The 16353-nt window shown below is 59.7% G+C and carries 14 protein-coding genes and 1 riboswitch; of the genes, 4 read left to right on the plus strand and 10 right to left on the minus strand.

Annotated features, from left to right (window positions below; all coding sequences use genetic code 11):
• The first annotated feature begins 11 nt into the window (after positions 1-11).
• Positions 12-2015, plus strand: coding sequence for an ASKHA domain-containing protein (locus QA648_RS08510; protein WP_283051274.1), 2004 nt, complete (start codon positions 12-14; stop codon positions 2013-2015).
• Positions 2016-2032: 17 nt separating this feature from the next.
• Here QA648_RS08510 and QA648_RS08515 read toward each other — a convergent pair whose 3' ends face one another.
• Positions 2033-2974, minus strand: a complete 942-nt coding sequence (locus QA648_RS08515) for a LysR family transcriptional regulator (protein ID WP_283050853.1) — start codon at positions 2972-2974, stop codon at positions 2033-2035.
• A gap of 77 nt (positions 2975-3051) precedes the next feature.
• On the opposite strand from QA648_RS08515, the gene QA648_RS08520 reads away from it, so the two are divergent.
• From QA648_RS08520 to QA648_RS08530, 3 genes are all read left to right on the plus strand, one after another.
• A complete protein-coding gene (locus QA648_RS08520) occupies positions 3052-3297 on the plus strand; it encodes a hypothetical protein (RefSeq protein WP_104823405.1) in 246 nt (81 codons plus the stop codon).
• Positions 3298-3371: 74 nt separating this feature from the next.
• Positions 3372-3578 (plus strand): hypothetical protein, encoded by a 207-nt coding sequence (locus QA648_RS08525; RefSeq protein WP_283050856.1) that lies wholly within the window; start codon positions 3372-3374, stop codon positions 3576-3578.
• Positions 3579-3879: 301 nt separating this feature from the next.
• On the plus strand, positions 3880-4899 hold the full coding sequence (locus QA648_RS08530) for a GlxA family transcriptional regulator (protein WP_348632693.1): 1020 nt from the start codon (positions 3880-3882) through the stop codon (positions 4897-4899).
• A 19-nt stretch (positions 4900-4918) separates the two neighbouring features.
• Here the strand turns inward: QA648_RS08530 and QA648_RS08535 are convergent, their stop codons facing one another.
• The 9 genes from QA648_RS08535 to QA648_RS08575 form a co-directional block, all read right to left on the minus strand.
• The gene (locus QA648_RS08535; protein WP_104823408.1) at positions 4919-6247 is read right to left on the minus strand and encodes a diguanylate cyclase; all 1329 of its coding nucleotides are present in this window, start codon (positions 6245-6247) and stop codon (positions 4919-4921) included.
• A gap of 204 nt (positions 6248-6451) precedes the next feature.
• Complete coding sequence (locus tag QA648_RS08540; protein WP_104823409.1) at positions 6452-7282, minus strand: response regulator; 831 nt, start codon at positions 7280-7282, stop codon at positions 6452-6454.
• 192 nt (positions 7283-7474) lie between these two features.
• Positions 7475-10105, minus strand: a complete 2631-nt coding sequence (locus QA648_RS08545) for a mechanosensitive ion channel family protein (RefSeq protein ID WP_283050859.1) — start codon at positions 10103-10105, stop codon at positions 7475-7477.
• A 170-nt stretch (positions 10106-10275) separates the two neighbouring features.
• Entirely contained in the window at positions 10276-10836 is a 561-nt protein-coding gene (locus tag QA648_RS08550) for a DUF924 family protein (protein WP_283050861.1), read from the minus strand.
• A gap of 75 nt (positions 10837-10911) precedes the next feature.
• Positions 10912-11922: an iron ABC transporter permease gene (locus QA648_RS08555; RefSeq protein ID WP_283050863.1), complete on the minus strand. Its 1011-nt coding sequence runs from the start codon at positions 11920-11922 to the stop codon at positions 10912-10914.
• 65 nt (positions 11923-11987) lie between these two features.
• Positions 11988-12947: an ABC transporter substrate-binding protein gene (locus QA648_RS08560; protein ID WP_283050864.1), complete on the minus strand. Its 960-nt coding sequence runs from the start codon at positions 12945-12947 to the stop codon at positions 11988-11990.
• A gap of 13 nt (positions 12948-12960) precedes the next feature.
• On the minus strand, positions 12961-13740 hold the full coding sequence (locus QA648_RS08565; RefSeq protein ID WP_283050866.1) for an ABC transporter ATP-binding protein: 780 nt from the start codon (positions 13738-13740) through the stop codon (positions 12961-12963).
• Positions 13741-13750: 10 nt separating this feature from the next.
• Positions 13751-14164, minus strand: a complete 414-nt coding sequence (locus QA648_RS08570) for a DUF1636 domain-containing protein (RefSeq protein ID WP_283050868.1) — start codon at positions 14162-14164, stop codon at positions 13751-13753.
• 107 nt (positions 14165-14271) lie between these two features.
• Positions 14272-14489, minus strand: a riboswitch (cobalamin riboswitch).
• A gap of 219 nt (positions 14490-14708) precedes the next feature.
• Entirely contained in the window at positions 14709-16124 is a 1416-nt protein-coding gene (locus QA648_RS08575) for an FAD/NAD(P)-binding protein (RefSeq protein WP_283050870.1), read from the minus strand.
• Positions 16125-16353: the final 229 nt, after the last annotated feature.

Consider the following 16353-nt stretch of genomic DNA (forward strand, 5'->3'; position numbering starts at 1 on the left):
TCGTCCTCTTCATGCCCTCCGGCAAGCGTGGCCGTTTTGCGGTCGGCACACCGGTGCTGGAGGCGGCACGGCAGCTTGGTGTCTATGTTGAGAGCGTCTGCGGCGGCCGCGCGACATGCGGACGCTGCCAGGTGTCCGTGCAGGAAGGCAATTTCGCCAAACATAAGATCGTCTCCGCCAACGACCATCTTTCGCCGATCGGCCCCAAGGAAAGGCGCTACGCCGAAGTCCGCGACTTGCCGGATGGGCGCCGCCTCTCCTGTTCGGCCCTGATCCAGGGCGATCTGGTCATAGACGTACCGCAGGATACGGTGATCAACGCGCAGGTGGTCCGCAAGGCCGCCGACGAACGCGTCATCGCCCGCGATACGGCCGTGCATATGTGCTACGTCGAGGTCGAAGAACCGGACATGCACAAACCATCCGGCGATCTCGACCGGCTGAAAGCCGCATTGGCCGCCGACTGGAAATACGACAATCTCGAAGTCGATTTCCATATCATCCCGCAGCTGCAATCGACCCTGCGCAAGGGCGAGTGGAAGGTTACGGCCGCGATCCACCGGGATCAGGAGGGCGACCATCCGCGCCTGATCGCGCTTTATCCAGGCCTGAAGAATGAAGCCTACGGGATTGCCTGCGACATCGGCTCGACGACGATCGCCATGCATCTCTCTTCGCTGTTGTCGGGCCGAACGGTGGCATCCGCAGGCGCGTCCAACCCGCAGATCCGCTTTGGCGAAGATCTTATGAGCCGCGTTTCGTATGTGATGATGAATCCGGACGGGCGCGGCGCCATGACCAACGCCGTGCGCGAAGCACTGAACGGACTGATCGACAAAGTCTGCGCCGATGGCGGCGTATCGCGCCAGGACATTCTGGACGCGGTCTTCGTCGGCAATCCGATCATGCACCACCTTTTCCTCGGCATCGATCCGACAGAGCTCGGCGGCGCGCCCTTCGCCCTCGCCGTCTCCGGCGCCGTGCATCTGACCGCGACGGACGTCGGCCTGCCGATGAATGCCGGCACACGCATCTATATGTTGCCCTGCATCGCCGGCCATGTTGGCGCCGATGCTGCCGCGGCAACGCTGGCCGAAGGGCCGCACCGGCAGGACGAAATGATGCTGCTGGTCGATATCGGCACGAACGCTGAAATCGTGCTCGGCAATAGCAATCGTGTCGTCGCAGCCTCCTCACCGACCGGCCCAGCCTTCGAAGGCGCCGAGATTTCCAGCGGCCAACGCGCCGCTCCCGGCGCCATCGAGCGCGTTCGGATCGATCCCATCACGCTGGAGCCGCGCTACCGTGTCATCGGCATCGAACCATGGTCGGACGAACCCGGTTTTGCGGAGGCCGCCGCCACAGTCGGCGTCACCGGCATTTGCGGCTCGGCCATCATCGAGGTGGTCGCGGAGATGTTCCTGACCGGCATCATCTCCGAAGATGGCGTCGTCGATGGCAGCATGACGGCGCGCTCGCCGCGCATCCTGCAGAACGGCCGCACCTTCTCCTACCTGCTGCGCGACGGCGAACCCCGCATCACGGTAACACAGAACGATATCCGCGCCATTCAGCTCGCCAAGGCCGCCCTTTATGCCGGCGTCAAGCTGCTGATGGACAAGCAGGGCGTTGACCATGTCGACCGCATCGGCCTTGCCGGCGCCTTCGGCACCTTCATCGACCCGAAATATGCAATGGTGCTCGGCTTGATCCCGGACTGCGTCCTCGACAAGGTGAAGGCCGTCGGCAACGCCGCCGGCACCGGCGCGCGCATGGCGCTCCTCAACCGCGGCCACCGCCGCGAAATCGAGGAAACCGTCAGCAAGATCGAGAAGATAGAGACGGCGCTTGAATCAAAGTTTCAGGAGCATTTCGTCCACGCCATGGCCTTGCCGAACAAGGTCGACGCCTTTCCGGAACTGTCGAAGGTCGTTACATTGCCGGAACGCAAGCAACTTGCTGATGATGCCAGCGGCGAAGGCGGCGGCCGCAGACGCCGCCGCAGCCGCGAGTAATACGCGACCGGCAGTAGTTATGCGGCCATTTTCCGCCCGATCTCTATGAACGCCTGCCGGATGCTGTCGGCCACCGCCTTCATCGGCCCTGTCATCTGCGATGCCGTCAGCAGGCGAATGTCGAAGGATGTGAGTTCCGGCAGCCCCTCATTCTGCCCAAGGATTTCCATGTCCTCCGTGACGTAGGAGCGCGGGAACGGCGCCACCGCCAAGTCCGAAACCACGGCGGCGCGCTGCGCCATCGTATGTGCGCTGAGGTAGGAAACACGATATGGCCGCTTGTGCCGCTCTAGGTGCGCCAAGGCTTCCGATCGCCAGATGCAGCCGTCTTCCCAAATCGAGATCGGCAATGGATCGCGGCGGTAAGCCGTACCGCATTTTGCGCCGGCCCAGACCAGGCGTTCGGTATAGATAACCTCGCCATCGGTCGGGAAAGGCCGGGTCGCGCAGTTGATCAGCGCCAGATCCAGCCGCTGCTCCTCGATGCGCTTCTTCAACTGAAGACTCATGTCGACGGTAACATCGACCATGATGCCCGGATAGCTCTCCGAAAAACTCCTCAGAATGCTCGGCAACAGGCGCTCACCGATATCGTCGGGCGCGCCGAGCCGCACGACACCGCTAAGCTCCGGCATGATGAAGCGCGACACGGCCTCGTTGGATAGAGCCAGGATGTTGCGGGCATAGGAAAGCAGCATTTCGCCATGCTGCGTCAGGCTGACGGAACGCGCGTCGCGCAGGAACAGCGTCACGCCGAGTTGCTCTTCCAGCTTCTTGATCTGCATCGAGACGGCGGACGGCGTGCGATAGACCGCATCGGCGGCGGTCGAAAAATTGCCGGTTTCGGCAATGGCGACGAAGGTGCGCAGAACTTCATTGTCGAGCAACGGTATGGGCCGGCGAAACGGTACGGTCATAACGGCATCCTTCAATTTTTCTGATTTTAAGCACCATATCATTTCATTTGTCTGAATGTCAACGAAGCACCATATTAGGTCTAACGGAATTGATAGAGGCAGCCGAAAGGAGCAAGACCATGGCTGGCACAGCACTTCGCGAGGCTTCTCGCTTGTTCAACCTCATGCGCGCCCGCGAAATTCAACGCACCGCGCAGCACACGCTCGATGACATCGCAACGCGTTTCCCGGCGCATCTGATTGACGATGTCAACGCCCGCGGCCTACCGCCGGATCGCATAGTTTCGGCCATCGAACGGAAGCCCGCCAACGTGCGATCGTTCAAGAATGCTAATGGCAGCTATAAAATCTATTCGCTTGATTGATAGGTGAAGCAACCCCATATTGGCTCGCAAAGGTCGCGACCTTTCGGGCATCTGAGAACCGAAGGAACCTTGAAATGACCACGATAACCTATAGACACACCGGCAGGACGCATAGCTCGCTTCCGCCGAGCGCCACTTTTGTACCGCTCATCACGCGGATCGTCGATCGCTGGCAGCAATGGCGTTCCGAGCGCGAGCTCGAGTCCCTTTCGGACGACATACGCAAGGACATTGGCTGGCCAGCCATCAATGAGGCCAAAAATTCCAAGGTCCAGCGATGATCGCAATATGCTTTGAATTCTGAAGGCGACGCTCAACCACGCCGGGTGTCGCCTTTCGAACATTTATGCATCTAAACGCGTATTTGGTTTTATTTTGATTATTGTCGAAATATATATTTGGTTGCTTCAGGAAATTGCTTACCCGCCTCGCACGCTTTATTTAAAGCGTCAATTTTAGTGAGCTTGCACAAATATCTCTTTGCGGCCGCTATTTTCCATGCCAATGTCGCTATTGGACCATCGAGCCGACGCATTTGACGCAAGGAATACGGCATGGTCGTGGAGCATGGATTTTCCTGATATGAGCAAGACTCCGATTAAGACGCGTTCCCTGGTTTTCTTCCTCGTTCCCCATTTTACCATGCTGCCGTTTTCCGCTGCGGTCGAGACGCTGCGGATTGCAAACCGCATGCTCGGTTACCCCGCCTATACATGGCGACTGGCCTCGACAGATGGCCAGAAGGTTTATTCCTCCAGCGGCATCGGCCTCGAAGTCAATTCGTCGCTTGCCGACGAGCGCCGCAATCTTGGCGGTGAAAACCGGCCCAACATGGTGCTCGTCTGTTCGGGCATTTATGTCGAGGAGTTCCACAATAAGTCGGTCAATGCCTGGCTGCGCGAGACGTATAATCGCGGCGTTGCCGTCGGCAGCCTCTGTACGGGCGCGCATGTACTGGCCCAGGCCGGCCTCCTGAACGGCAAGCGCTGCGCCATTCACTGGGAAAATCTCCCCGGCTTTGCCGAAAGCTTCCCCCAGGCGGAAGTCTATGCCGACCTCTATGAGGTCGACAGCAATCTCTATACCTGCGCCGGCGGTACCGCTTCGCTCGACATGATGCTCAACCTGATCGGCCAGGATTTCGGCGAAAACCTTGTCAACCGCGTCTGTGAGCAGCAGCTTACCGACCGTGTCCGCAGCCCGCACGACCGCCAGCGTCTGCCGCTGCGCGCGCGCCTCGGTGTTCAGAATGCCAAGGTGCTGTCGATCATCGAGCTGATGGAAAGCAATCTCGCCGAGCCCCTGTCTCTGCTGGAGATCGCCGACGATGCCGGCCTTTCGCGCCGTCAGATCGAACGCCTCTTCCGCCAGGAAATGGGCCGCTCTCCCGCGCGCTACTATCTGGAAATCCGGCTCGACCGTGCCCGTCACCTGCTGGTGCAGTCCTCCATGCCGGTCGTGGAAGTGGCGGTTGCCTGCGGTTTCGTTTCCGCCTCGCACTTCTCCAAGTGTTATCGCGAACTCTACAACCGCTCGCCACAGCAGGAGCGCGCCGAGCGCAAGCTCACCATGTCGAGCAACCGCACCGGCGTCGTCGTCTGAGCTTGGCCGGCGGAGGCGGCTATTCCGCCGCTTCCTCCGTCATCTTGGCGTCAGAATAGACCTGATTGCGGCCCTTGTGCTTGGCCATATAGAGAAACTGGTCCGCGGCGTTGAGATAGTTCTCGAACGCCTCATGGCCCGCAATCTCGGCCACTCCGATCGACACGGTCACCGACAATTCCTCGTCGTCCGCATTCACCTTCAAATTGGAGAGATTGACGCGCACCTCGTCGCAAAGAGCCGTTGCAGCGCGTGAATCCATCTCGGTGAACAGGATAGCGAATTCCTCGCCGCCGAGACGCGACAGCAGGTTCTCGCTGCCTTCGAACAGGGAATGAAGCCGGCCGGCGACGGCCTTCAACACCTGGTCGCCGATCTCATGGCCATAGGTGTCGTTCAGATGCTTGAAATGATCGATGTCGAGGATCGCGACCGAGGTCGGCCGATGATGGCGCAGGCACTCGTTGACGATCCGCGGGCCGTGATCGTAGAAATAGCGTCTGTTATAGAGCCCTGTCAGATAATCGCTTGCGGCGGCGGCGCGCAATTGCTTGAGCTGCATCAGCGTTTCGACATTGTGCGCGATGCGGCATTGCAGCTCCTCGGCCACAAACGGACGATAGATGAAATCGCTGGCGCCGGCCTTCAGGAACATCGCCGACAACAGACGGTCGTTTGAAGAGGAGATGCCGACGACCCGCATCCGATCCGAACCGTAGCGGTGGCGAATACGCCGGGTCAGCTCGTAACCATCCATATCTGGCATGTGATGGTCGGTCACCACCACTTCGATGTCGCCATAGTCGTCAAGCATTGCCAAGGCTTCGACGCCAGTACCGGCTTCGGCCACCTTGAACTGCTGCGCCTCCAGAAGCTCCACCAGCACGCGCCGCGCCGATGGGACATCATCTACCACCAGCACCCGCGTGCCGCGATTGGAGATGGCGCGCCGTACGGTGGAAACGAGATTGTCGAGCGCGAATTCATTGTTCTTCAGAACATAATCGACAATGCTGCGCTCCATGATGCGGTTGCGCATGTCCATGTCGAAGGACGCGGTGAAAACCACGGTCGGAATATGATGAGCGATAGCGACATCCAGTGCCTCGCCATGTGGTGCATCCGGCAGATTGAGGTCGACCACAGCCATGGTGAAGCCGTGCCCCTCCGCCAGCGCTTCATTCAGCGCCTTCAGCGAGCCGCAATGGGTAACGCTGAGGCCGAGTTCGGTTTGGAACCGGTGGGACAGGACAGAAGAAAACATGCGCGAATCTTCAACCAGAAGTATCTTCTGGCTGCCGCGGCGATGACCACGGCCATCGCTGAGGAAATCCACGCGGAACACCATTTGCCTTCACGTCCTCCCAGACTACCCGGCAGTCGCTGGTCGCATCTGCCTATCGCGAGCGAGATGAACGCTCGCCCCTCAACTCCATCGTGAACAGGATTCATGAAGAAATTGGAACCAGAGATTGCAGAAATCTTGTACCGAAGATGAATTATCCTCATATTTTGTATTTCTGAACATCACCCGGTTCCTACTTCCTCCATGTCAGGCCCTCAACTTTACCTGCTGCATTGATTGGATCTGCAGCAGCGTGTCGAGGTTTTGGTTCACGCGGCAATAGAATTCTTCGTCGATGAACGGCCGCAGGATGAAATCATTGCCGCCGGCCTTGAGAAAACGCGCCGATAGGAGCCGATTGGTAGAGGATGAAACGCCGATGATGCGCAGCTCGTGCGAACCGATACTGGCTCGAATGCGACGCGTCAGTTCGAAACCGTCAATATCCGGCATGTTGTAGTCGGTGACCATCAGGCCGATGTCGCGGTTGGCCTTCAGGATCTCCAGCGCCTTTGTGCCGTTCTCGGCGACGCTAACACGGAAATTATAGCGCTTCAGACGGCTGGACAGCAGCGCACGCGCCGTGGCGCTGTCGTCGACAATCAGCACGTGATGACGATGATTGGTCAGGAAACGGCAGATCGACTCGGCCAGCAGATCGACGGCGAAGATGTTGTCCTTGAGAATATAGTCGACAATATCCTTCGCAATCAGTTCGTCGCGCATGCCTTCCTGGAACGTGCCGGTGAAAACGATCGTCGGGATGCTGAGATCGATCAAATATTCCAGCGCCTCGCCCTTTTCTGCCCCCGGCAGATTGATGTTGGAGATCGCCAACCGGATCGGCTCCGACGACTTGTCGTAGGCAAACTGCAACTCTTCGAAATTCCTGCAGATTTCGATGTCGATATCGAAGAGTTCCTTCAGCTTCGTGCTGATCATCGACGTAAAGACATTCGAGTCCTCAGCGAGAAGAATGCGCGCTCCAGCAAGAGAGCCGCCGGAATACTGCATTCCCGAAATACCCAAAAATGGCATGATTAAACCTGCTAATAGAAATCGGCCCCATTCGAAACTTCTACAGCAAAGCACTTGAATATTTATTAAGTCGACTGGTTTCCCATAAATGAAAAAGACGACCGCCGGCCGCCTTCTCATATACTATACTCTGGACGTTGCCGCTCGGACAAGGTCAACCGCCCTCGCCCGCTGCCACGCCGTCCGATCACATCACTGGGCAGATGCCTTGCCGCGACGACGAGTGCCGCTCCTGACCTCCAGCGGCTCCGGCAGTTCCTCTTCGACCTGCGGAGCGATGTCTTTCACGACATCTTCATTGACGACTTCCGGCCCATCTGCGGAGTCGGCCAGATTGGTGGTCGCCAGCAGATCGGTCTGCCTGCCGCGCTTGCTGTCGCGGACGATGTGCAGCTCCTGATGCGGATAGGGAATAGCAATCCCCTCCGCCCGAAACCGTTTCAGAATATCGATGCGCAGATTGTTGCGGATTTCCATGCCGTCGGAGAGATCGGAGAGATAGAAGCGCATTTCGAAATCGAGCGAGGACGGACCGATGCGCAGGAATTCGACATGCGGCTCGGGATTTCTGAGCACCTTCGGGATGTCGCGCACCAGCTCCAGCAGAATGTCCATCACCCTCTGCGGATCGGCATCGAAGCTGACGGAAACCGGGATTTCAGAGCGCGCCAAGCGGTTGCGGTGCGTCCAGTTGCCGACGGAGCCGTTGATCAGCTCCGAATTCGGCACAATGATCGACTGCTTGCGGAAGGTTTCGATCTCAGTGGCGCGTACCGAGATGCGCTTGACGATGCCTTCCGAGGTACCCGAGACGATCCAGTCGCCGACCTTGAAGGGCCGCTCGACCAACAGGATCAGGCCCGAGACAAAGTTCGACACGATATTCTGCAGGCCGAAACCGATACCGACCGAGAGCGCGCTGGCGACGAGCGCCAGACTCGACAGGTCGATGCCGGCAGCCGAAATGGCGATGATAGACGCCACCGCTACGCCGAGATAGCCGATGCCGGTCTTCACAGAGTTGCGGACACCCAAGTCCACCTGGCCGCGCGCCATGACGTTGCTGTCCAGCCAGCGCTGGAACCAACGCGTCACGAGATAACCGCCGGCAAAGAGCAGAACGCCAGCGAAAATGCCGACCAGCGAAATCGACATGTTGCCGATGCGGATTTCGGTGAACAGACGATAGGCAATCAGCTCCAGATCCTGGATATGGAATCCCCAGGACAACAGGATCAGTGGTATGCCGGTCATGAGCGCGACAGCGTAGGTCGCAAGGCCGGCCCCGAGACCAGCCTGATCGAGCGCAACGTCGCCGAGCGCGAAACGGCTTTCGAGGAAACGTCCAATGATCGTCTCGGCAAAAACGCCCTGCCTCGACACCGACTTGCCGAGCTGGAAGCCGAGATACATGGTCGCCAGAACGGCGCTGGTGACGATCAACTGCGTTGCAATGAAGCGCGCCAGGCCGACATAACCGATAAAAGCCGTGAAGATCAGCAATGTACCGAGCACCCGAAGGATGATCGCCATGCCATGCGGCCAACGACGGCCTGGAGCATCGGGATTGCCGTTCTTTGCAAGGATCGGCGAACCGAAGGAGGCGGCAATCAGGATAAGACCGATCAACAGAGCCGCAAAGAAGCTCTTCGCCACCGTGACGACAACCGGCGATCCCATGGATTCGCTGATGCGGTCGAAAACATAATCAAGACCGTTGACGACGGCCATGGCCTGCATGCACCAGCTCAGCGAGCGGGCACCTTTGTTGGACAGCTTGACGAGCCGCCAATGCGGCCTGAAGGGCGCAAAAACGGCATTGGCCAGGCGGCCGACGAAATAGACCAGCCCGATGAAGCCGAAGAGAGCGGCCAGGACAGGCGCGATATCCGGCCGCAGCACGTTGAAATTCGACAGGAAGAAAAAGGACGTAACGAGGAATGCGACCAGCGACAGCGTGCGGATCAGCGTCGACCAGAAGGCGACCGAGAGGCGGCTAATATAGGGCGGATTTTCAATGTTTTCGTCCCGCACATAATATCTGCGGAACAACCGGTAGCCTCCGGACAGAAAAATCAACGCCGCACCAAGCGACAGGAAGAGGGCAGCCATAAGCGACCCAAGCTTCGCCTTCACGACAAAGCCGATCCAGCTTGTTACGGCAGTGCTGAACTCTACGCCCTCGTTGACAAAGGCCGTTCCAGCATCCTCGAATGTGGTGGCGGAAACGCCAGTACGCTTGAACAGCGTCTCGGCAAACAGCTTGCGGCGCACTTCGACAAGTTGCATCACAAGCCGGTTACTCGCAGCAACGAGATTGTCGGCGTCGACAGTCACGGCGCTGATCTGCGAACGTTCGGCGTTGAGACGGTCGCGCTCCTGGGTAACGATCGCGGCTTCCGGCGGCTGCCCCTCCTTGGGCGGCGCACCGAGCTGTGTCAGGCGCGCGTCAATCTCGGTAGTGCGCGGCTTCAACCGCGCCGAAATCGCCGCTACGGAGCGATTGAGCTCGTCCGCCCGGCCGGAAAGGGCGACCAGCGCATTGTCATCAGCGCCCTCTTCCTTGGAGTCACCTTCGATCGAGGCGAAGTCCTTCTTAGCCTTGGCGAGATCGGCAACGGCAGTCTCCAGCAAACCGTTGGCGAGCTGCGCCGACTGCGGCGCTTGGCCTGCGGGCTGCTGTTCCGGTTGCTGCGTCGGTTGTGCCTGCTGCTGGCTTTGCGCAAAAGCCCGCCCGCCCATCAAAGGGCCGGCAACAATGGCTGCGCTCAGCCCCATAAGCAGCACGGGCAAAAAACGGAGACGGTGTTTCAGCGGGCGCAAGCAAAGCTCCTCGTCGCAGTAAAGTCGCCGGCGGCGAGTAAACGGATTCGCCGCACGAAAAAACGGAAGATCGGATCTTCCTAAACTGTGATTGCGAATTTCATATTCCCTTGGCCTACGCCTTGTAAGGCAAAGAAAGGCGACACAAAGGCATTTACACCTTTATTCCCTCAGAATCCTGCTCCAGGCTCGGCGAGATAGTCTTTCTCAGCCTCTGTCGACACCCGGCCAAGGAAGACATTGCGATGCGGGAAGCGGCCGTAGGCGGCGATGATGGCGCGATGGCGAACCGCATAATCGATCTGCTCTTCAAGGCCGAGCGAACGGAAAAGTGCCACGGACCGGCCCTGTTCGGCCAGGTCTTCGGCATGCTCGAAAGGCAAGTAGAAGAATATCCGTCGTTCCGCCGGCATCCCTCGATCCGCACCGACCTCCAAAGCCTCTTTCGCCTCCTGCAAAGCCAAACCATCCGTCGCAAACGCAAGCGGTGTGCCGCGATAGATGTTTCGGGCGAACTGATCGAGGACGATGACCGCTGCCAGCCGGCTTTCGGGCGTTGCCCGCCAAAGATCAGGCACGCCAGCCGCCAATGCCAGATGCGTGTCGCGAAACCGACGGCGCATCTCTTCGTCAAGAGCAACGGTGGAGCGGAACCAATCCTCGCTCGTGCACTCCTCGAACCAGAAGCTCAGCACTTCCTCTGGCGTACAAACAATCGGATCTGCGGCCATTCGCTCCCTCCCGGCATGCCCGTCGGGAGATAGGTCCACGAGCGGCGGGTGGCAATGGTGAACGCCGCCCGTTGGTCACCTTTTTCGCAGGATCAGAATGAAGGCAATGCCGCCGACCAGACCGGTAACGACGCCGATCGGCATGTCCTCCGGCGCCATGACAAGCCGCGCAGCAATATCGGCCCAGACCAATGTCAGTGCCCCGAAGGCGGCGCTAAGCGGCACGACACGGACGTTGTCGCCGCCGGCGAGAAGCCGGACGAAATGCGGCACCATCAGTCCGACAAAGCCGATCGCGCCCGAAAAAGCGACCATGACGCCCGTCAGCAGCGCCGTGACAACAAACAGCATGAAGCGGAATTGCGAGACGGCAATGCCGAGCGTCGCTGCCGTCTCATCGCCCATGGCAAGCGCGTTGAGCTCCCGTGATTTCAGCATCAGCACGGCAAGGCAGACAAGCAGCACGCCGGCCGGATAGATCAGATGCTGCCACTGCGCCAGCCCCAAACCACCGAGCATCCAGAAGACAACGGTATTGGCCGCCCTGGGGTCGCCGAGAAAAATCAGGAGATTGCCGAGCGCGGTAAAGACAAAGGCGACGGCGACGCCAGACAGCACCAGCCGGTCGGCTGATTGCGAGCGCGTCAGCCGGGTCACCAGCGCTACGGCGGCGATCGCGAGTAGCGCGCCGGCGAAGGAGAATAAGGGTACGGTCAGTAGCCCAAGGATGAGCCCCGTATGCAGTAGTGCCAGGATAGCACCGAAAGCGGCACCTGAGGAAACGCCGAGAAGATGCGGATCAGCCAGCGGATTTCGCGTCAAGGCCTGCAGCACAGCTCCGGTGACCGCAAGCCCGGCCCCCACGAGCAACGCGAGAATGACGCGCGGAAAACGGACGTCCCAAACGATGCTTTCCTGTCCGCCCGACCAGGTGACGGGAAACAAGCTGGCATGCAGCTTGTTGCCGACGATCGACCAGACGGTCGCAAACGGGATCGGTGCCGCACCGAAGGAAACGCCCGCCGTGATCGACATGGCGAGGAGAGCGACCAGGAGAGGGATTAGAATGGGAAGGCCAATACGCATGCGAAAATCCAGGAAGCGATCCGATCCGCTCAGTGATCGACTGGACGGATGGGCATTGTCGTTCGTTACATCGCTTCCGGGTGGAAAGCCTTCGCCAGCGTTGCGATCGCCTCGATATTGCGCGGTCCCGGCGTGGCCTCGACATAGGGAAGCACGACGAAACGGTCGTTCTTCACCGCGTCGATGGTCTTGAAAGCCGGATTGTTCTTCAGAAATGCGATCTTCTGGGCCGCCGTGACTTCGCCGTAGTCGACAATGACGATGACCTCGGGGTTTTTCTCGATCACAGGCTCCCAGGAGACCTCCGTCCAGCTCTTTTCGACATTGTCCATGACATTGGTGCCGCCGGCCGCTTCGATCATTGCCGTCGGGATGCCGTACCGGCCCGAGGTGAAGGGCTTCTCCTCACCGGAATCATAGACGAAGACGCGGGTCGGCTTGTCGGCACGGCTGATCTTCGCCTGGATAGCGCCGAGCTGCTTGCGATAATCCGCCACTAGGGCTTCCGCCCTATCCTCGACACGGAAAATCCTGCCGAGATTGAGCAGGTCGACGAACATGTCGTCCATGGTCGGCTTGTTCTTCTGCATGACGAAGATGCAGGATTCGGTGAGCTCATAGACCTTGATGCCGAAGGTCGCCAAAGTCTGCGGCGTCACTTCGCCGCCCACTTTCATGCCGTAGTTCCAGCCGGCGAAATAAAAGTCGGCATTGGCTCCGAGCAACACTTCCTTGGTTGGATATTTCGGCGACAGCTCCGGCATTTCCTTGATGCCGTCCCGCAGCTTCTCATCCAGCGTCTTCCAGCCGGAAACCCCGGTGTAGCCGACCATGCGATCCCTTAGCTTCAGCGCCAGCATCATTTCCGTGAGGTTGACATCGTTGGAAACGGCGCGCTCCGGCGCCTTGTCGAAAGTGACATCGCGATTGCAGCTACGCACGGTGACGGGTTCGGCCAAAGCAGCGCCAGCAAAGAACGTACCGAGCAGCAAGGCGGTAGCGGACAAGGACATGCGGAAAGACATGGATGGCTCCAAATTATCGAAGAGAAAACGTAAAACGATGGGATGTGTCGCCCACGACCTGACGGCTCGCTTCGACACGGAATGCGGATGAGATGCGCTCGGCGGTCAGAACCTCGGTTGCCGAGCCGTGGCCTGTCAAACAGCCGGAATCGAGCACTGCGACATGGGTGGCGAAATCGGCGGCAAGATTGATGTCGTGCAAGGTCGTGATGATCGTCCGACCAAGGCCTTTCAGCAGCTCCAGTATTTCGAGCTGATGGCGGATATCGAGATGGTTGGTTGGCTCGTCGAGGATAATCAGCTCCGGCTCTTGCGCCAGCGCGCGGGCAATCAATACCCGCTGCTTTTCGCCGCCCGAAAGCGACGCGAATTGCCGGAGCGCCAGATCCTTGAGCTCCAGGCGGACAAGTGCTGCCGCGGTCGCCGCATGATCCTCCTCGCTCCAACGCGCCATGCCCTTGCGATGGGGAATGCGGCCCATCATCACCACATCGCGGACGCTAAAGGGAAAATCGCCCGGCGTCTCCTGCAGGACGACGGCGATACGCTGCGCCGCCTCGCGCGGGCCGATCGACCAGAGATCGATGCCGTCGAGACGCACGCAACCCCGTTGCGGCCGGATACCACGATAGAGGCAGCGCAGCAGGGTCGATTTACCCGCCCCGTTCGGGCCGATGATTGCCAGCCGATCACCAGCTTTGACGGACAGGCTGATGTCCCGGATGATCGGTTTACCCTTATGCGGGCCCCAGGTGACGCCGTCAGCTTCCAGTCGCAAGCATTTTTCCAGCATGACCCCGCTCCTACTGCAAGAGCGTTGCTTGGCGTTCGGCCGAAACGATCGCAGCCGGAATGCACGCCAATGTCTTGCCGCCCAGCATTTTCGGGCGTTCGCCTTCCCGTGTCAGGCCATCGGGCCGATCGCGGTAAAGCTCGGCGAAGGAGACGAGTGCCCCGATATCCGCCTCGCCCGCGATGTCGCCGAAGAGGTAGGTCGCCTTTGCCGTTGCCTGGAAGGCGACGGTGCATGGCCGATCGCAGCCGGCCATGCAAACGCTGCCCTCCAGACTGAAATCGTCGGAAAGTGCCGCGCCAGCCTGGGTAATGGCGGCCTGTAGATGCTTCAGCAAATCAAGACCGGGACGGCATGGCGCGCCGACGTGACGGCAATTCGTGCATACGGTGATCCGATGCGTCTGCTCTCTCGCTGTATCCATGAAAAGCCTCCCGGAGATCTCGCCGGAGGCAAAGTCAAGATAGGGCCTGCGGACGCGAATGCTCCGTCGCCCAACCACTGAATTTCCATCGGAACACCCCGTCCGTTGCGGTTGACGTCATCGATGGCAGGTCTCCTGGCTCGCGGGTCACAGCCCGTTCGCACCTTCCCGGCATGAAGCCAGTGGCATGTCGCGAACGCGCTCTCCGCTTACAGTTGCGGGGGCAGCCACGGTTTTGGCCCCTGATGGGTAATCCGCACCGTGTTCCCTTTTCAGCCGCCCTCCGGATGATTCCGGCGGCAGCACCATCGGTATGGTTCATCTCACAGAAAATCAAAGCGAGCAATGGTAGTGTCATTGAGGTCTGCACTTGTCCCCGAATTCCGGTTCGCGTGAATGGTAAGCGCATTTGTTATGTTATTACGTTACTAATTTCAATCAAAAAATAAGGCATGGCGATGAGGCCGAAGCTCGTATTCATAAGGGCTGTTGAACATGGCAAATGACCTCGCCTCCGAGCTTAGGCGAGCGACAAAAATCCCAATCACACCGCCTTGCACTGCGGATAGAACCGGGCCGCCACGCCTTCGGCGGCCGCATAGGCCTGCGTGACGATCTCGGGCACGAGATCGATGTCCGGCAGGCTGCCGAGCCCCAGCGGGCCGATGGCGAAAAGTCCCTCGATTATGCGGCCATCTGTGGAAAGCGCCCCCGTTGCTTCGACAGCAAGGCCAAGACCGAGTTCATCCGGTGTGGCGAGGCCCGCGTTGATCAGGCTCCGCATCAATGGCGTATCGAGATCGGGCTCCCGGCAGCGGCAATCGATCACCTCGTCGGCATAGATCTGCTCCGCGCCCTGCTGACCGGCCGGCTTCAGCATCAACCCGGTCGGCGTGCGCCTTAGGAATTGGCCGCGACGCGACAGCGTGTTGCCCTCCGCCAACTCCTGCTTCAGCCGGACATACAGAGCCTCCGGGAGACGGTTTCTATGGCTGTCGTAAAGGGCGCGCAGATGGCGGTTGAATTGCTGCTTCTGTCCGGCCGGCAGCGAGCGCCAGAGGGAGCGCGCATGTTTGCGCAGGCCGTTCATGACGGATTGCCAGCTTTGCCCGCTCGCCTCCGCATTCTCGCAAGCCCGCCGGATAAAACGCACAATCTCGCTGAGACTGCCGGGCATTGCTTCTGCAGGAAAGACCGGATCGGCATTGCTGCGGGTGTGGCTCTGCGGCAGAAAGCCGTGTCTCGAAACGATGGTGATCTGCCCATCATAGCCGTTGTCGCGCATCTGCAGCAGCCGGTCCACGACGCGCAGACCGCTACCGAGCAAGACCGTATGCGGGCGCGACACTAGGCGGCGGGCGCGGACCGTCGTCGGCGTCGCCACCGGTTCGCCGCTCTGCGGCTCGTGATCGGCAATGCCGTAACCAGTCGCCAGGACCACGGTGTCGAACGGGGGATAGACGGCGCCGGCGCTCTCCACCAAAAAGCGGTCGCCATGGCTGCGGCGAAGGCCGATCACCGTCTCGCCGCTGACCTGCACCGCAATATCCCGCCGCGAGGACAATGCCTCGGAAAAGCGCTGGTACACATAGTCGCTGAAAATGCTTTTGGGGACGAATATCTGCAAAAAGCCCGGTATGGCCGCCGGCACGGCACTGCGGAACGCGGCATTGCTACAGAGCCAATCGTTGAAATCATCGGGATCGCCAGCGGAAACCGAGAGATCGCGCACACGGCTGTTCAGGATTTCGCTGCTATGGCCGGAAGCCAACGCCTGACCGCCGCTGACGCTGGAATTGGGGTCGAAGAGCTGCAGATGAAAGGGCGTCCGCACCGTCTTCATCAAGGCGATCGCCGTCATCATGCCGGAAAAGCCGCGGCCGATGACAGCGATGCGCGGCATCGCATAGGCCTGCGCCGAGGCATTTGCCCTGGCAGAAAAAAGTCCCTGAACCGTCATATCAACTCCTGGGGCAAGAGGTGGTCGATCATGCTTTTCTGAGGGCACGCTGATACTTTGCCTGTGACCCGCACACAGCTCGCGGCCATCAAACGCTCGGCCGCTAGAGCGCCGCGCGTCGTAAACGCATTGGACGCTCTGGTTCTTGAATCCAGGGCATCCCTCTACCTGACGGGATGCTCTGGGCGGGCTCCCATTCAAGCTAGGAAGCCCGTTGCCTTCGTCAACC

This window comes from Rhizobium sp. CB3171, assembly GCF_029714265.1.
Lineage (GTDB): Bacteria > Pseudomonadota > Alphaproteobacteria > Rhizobiales > Rhizobiaceae > Rhizobium.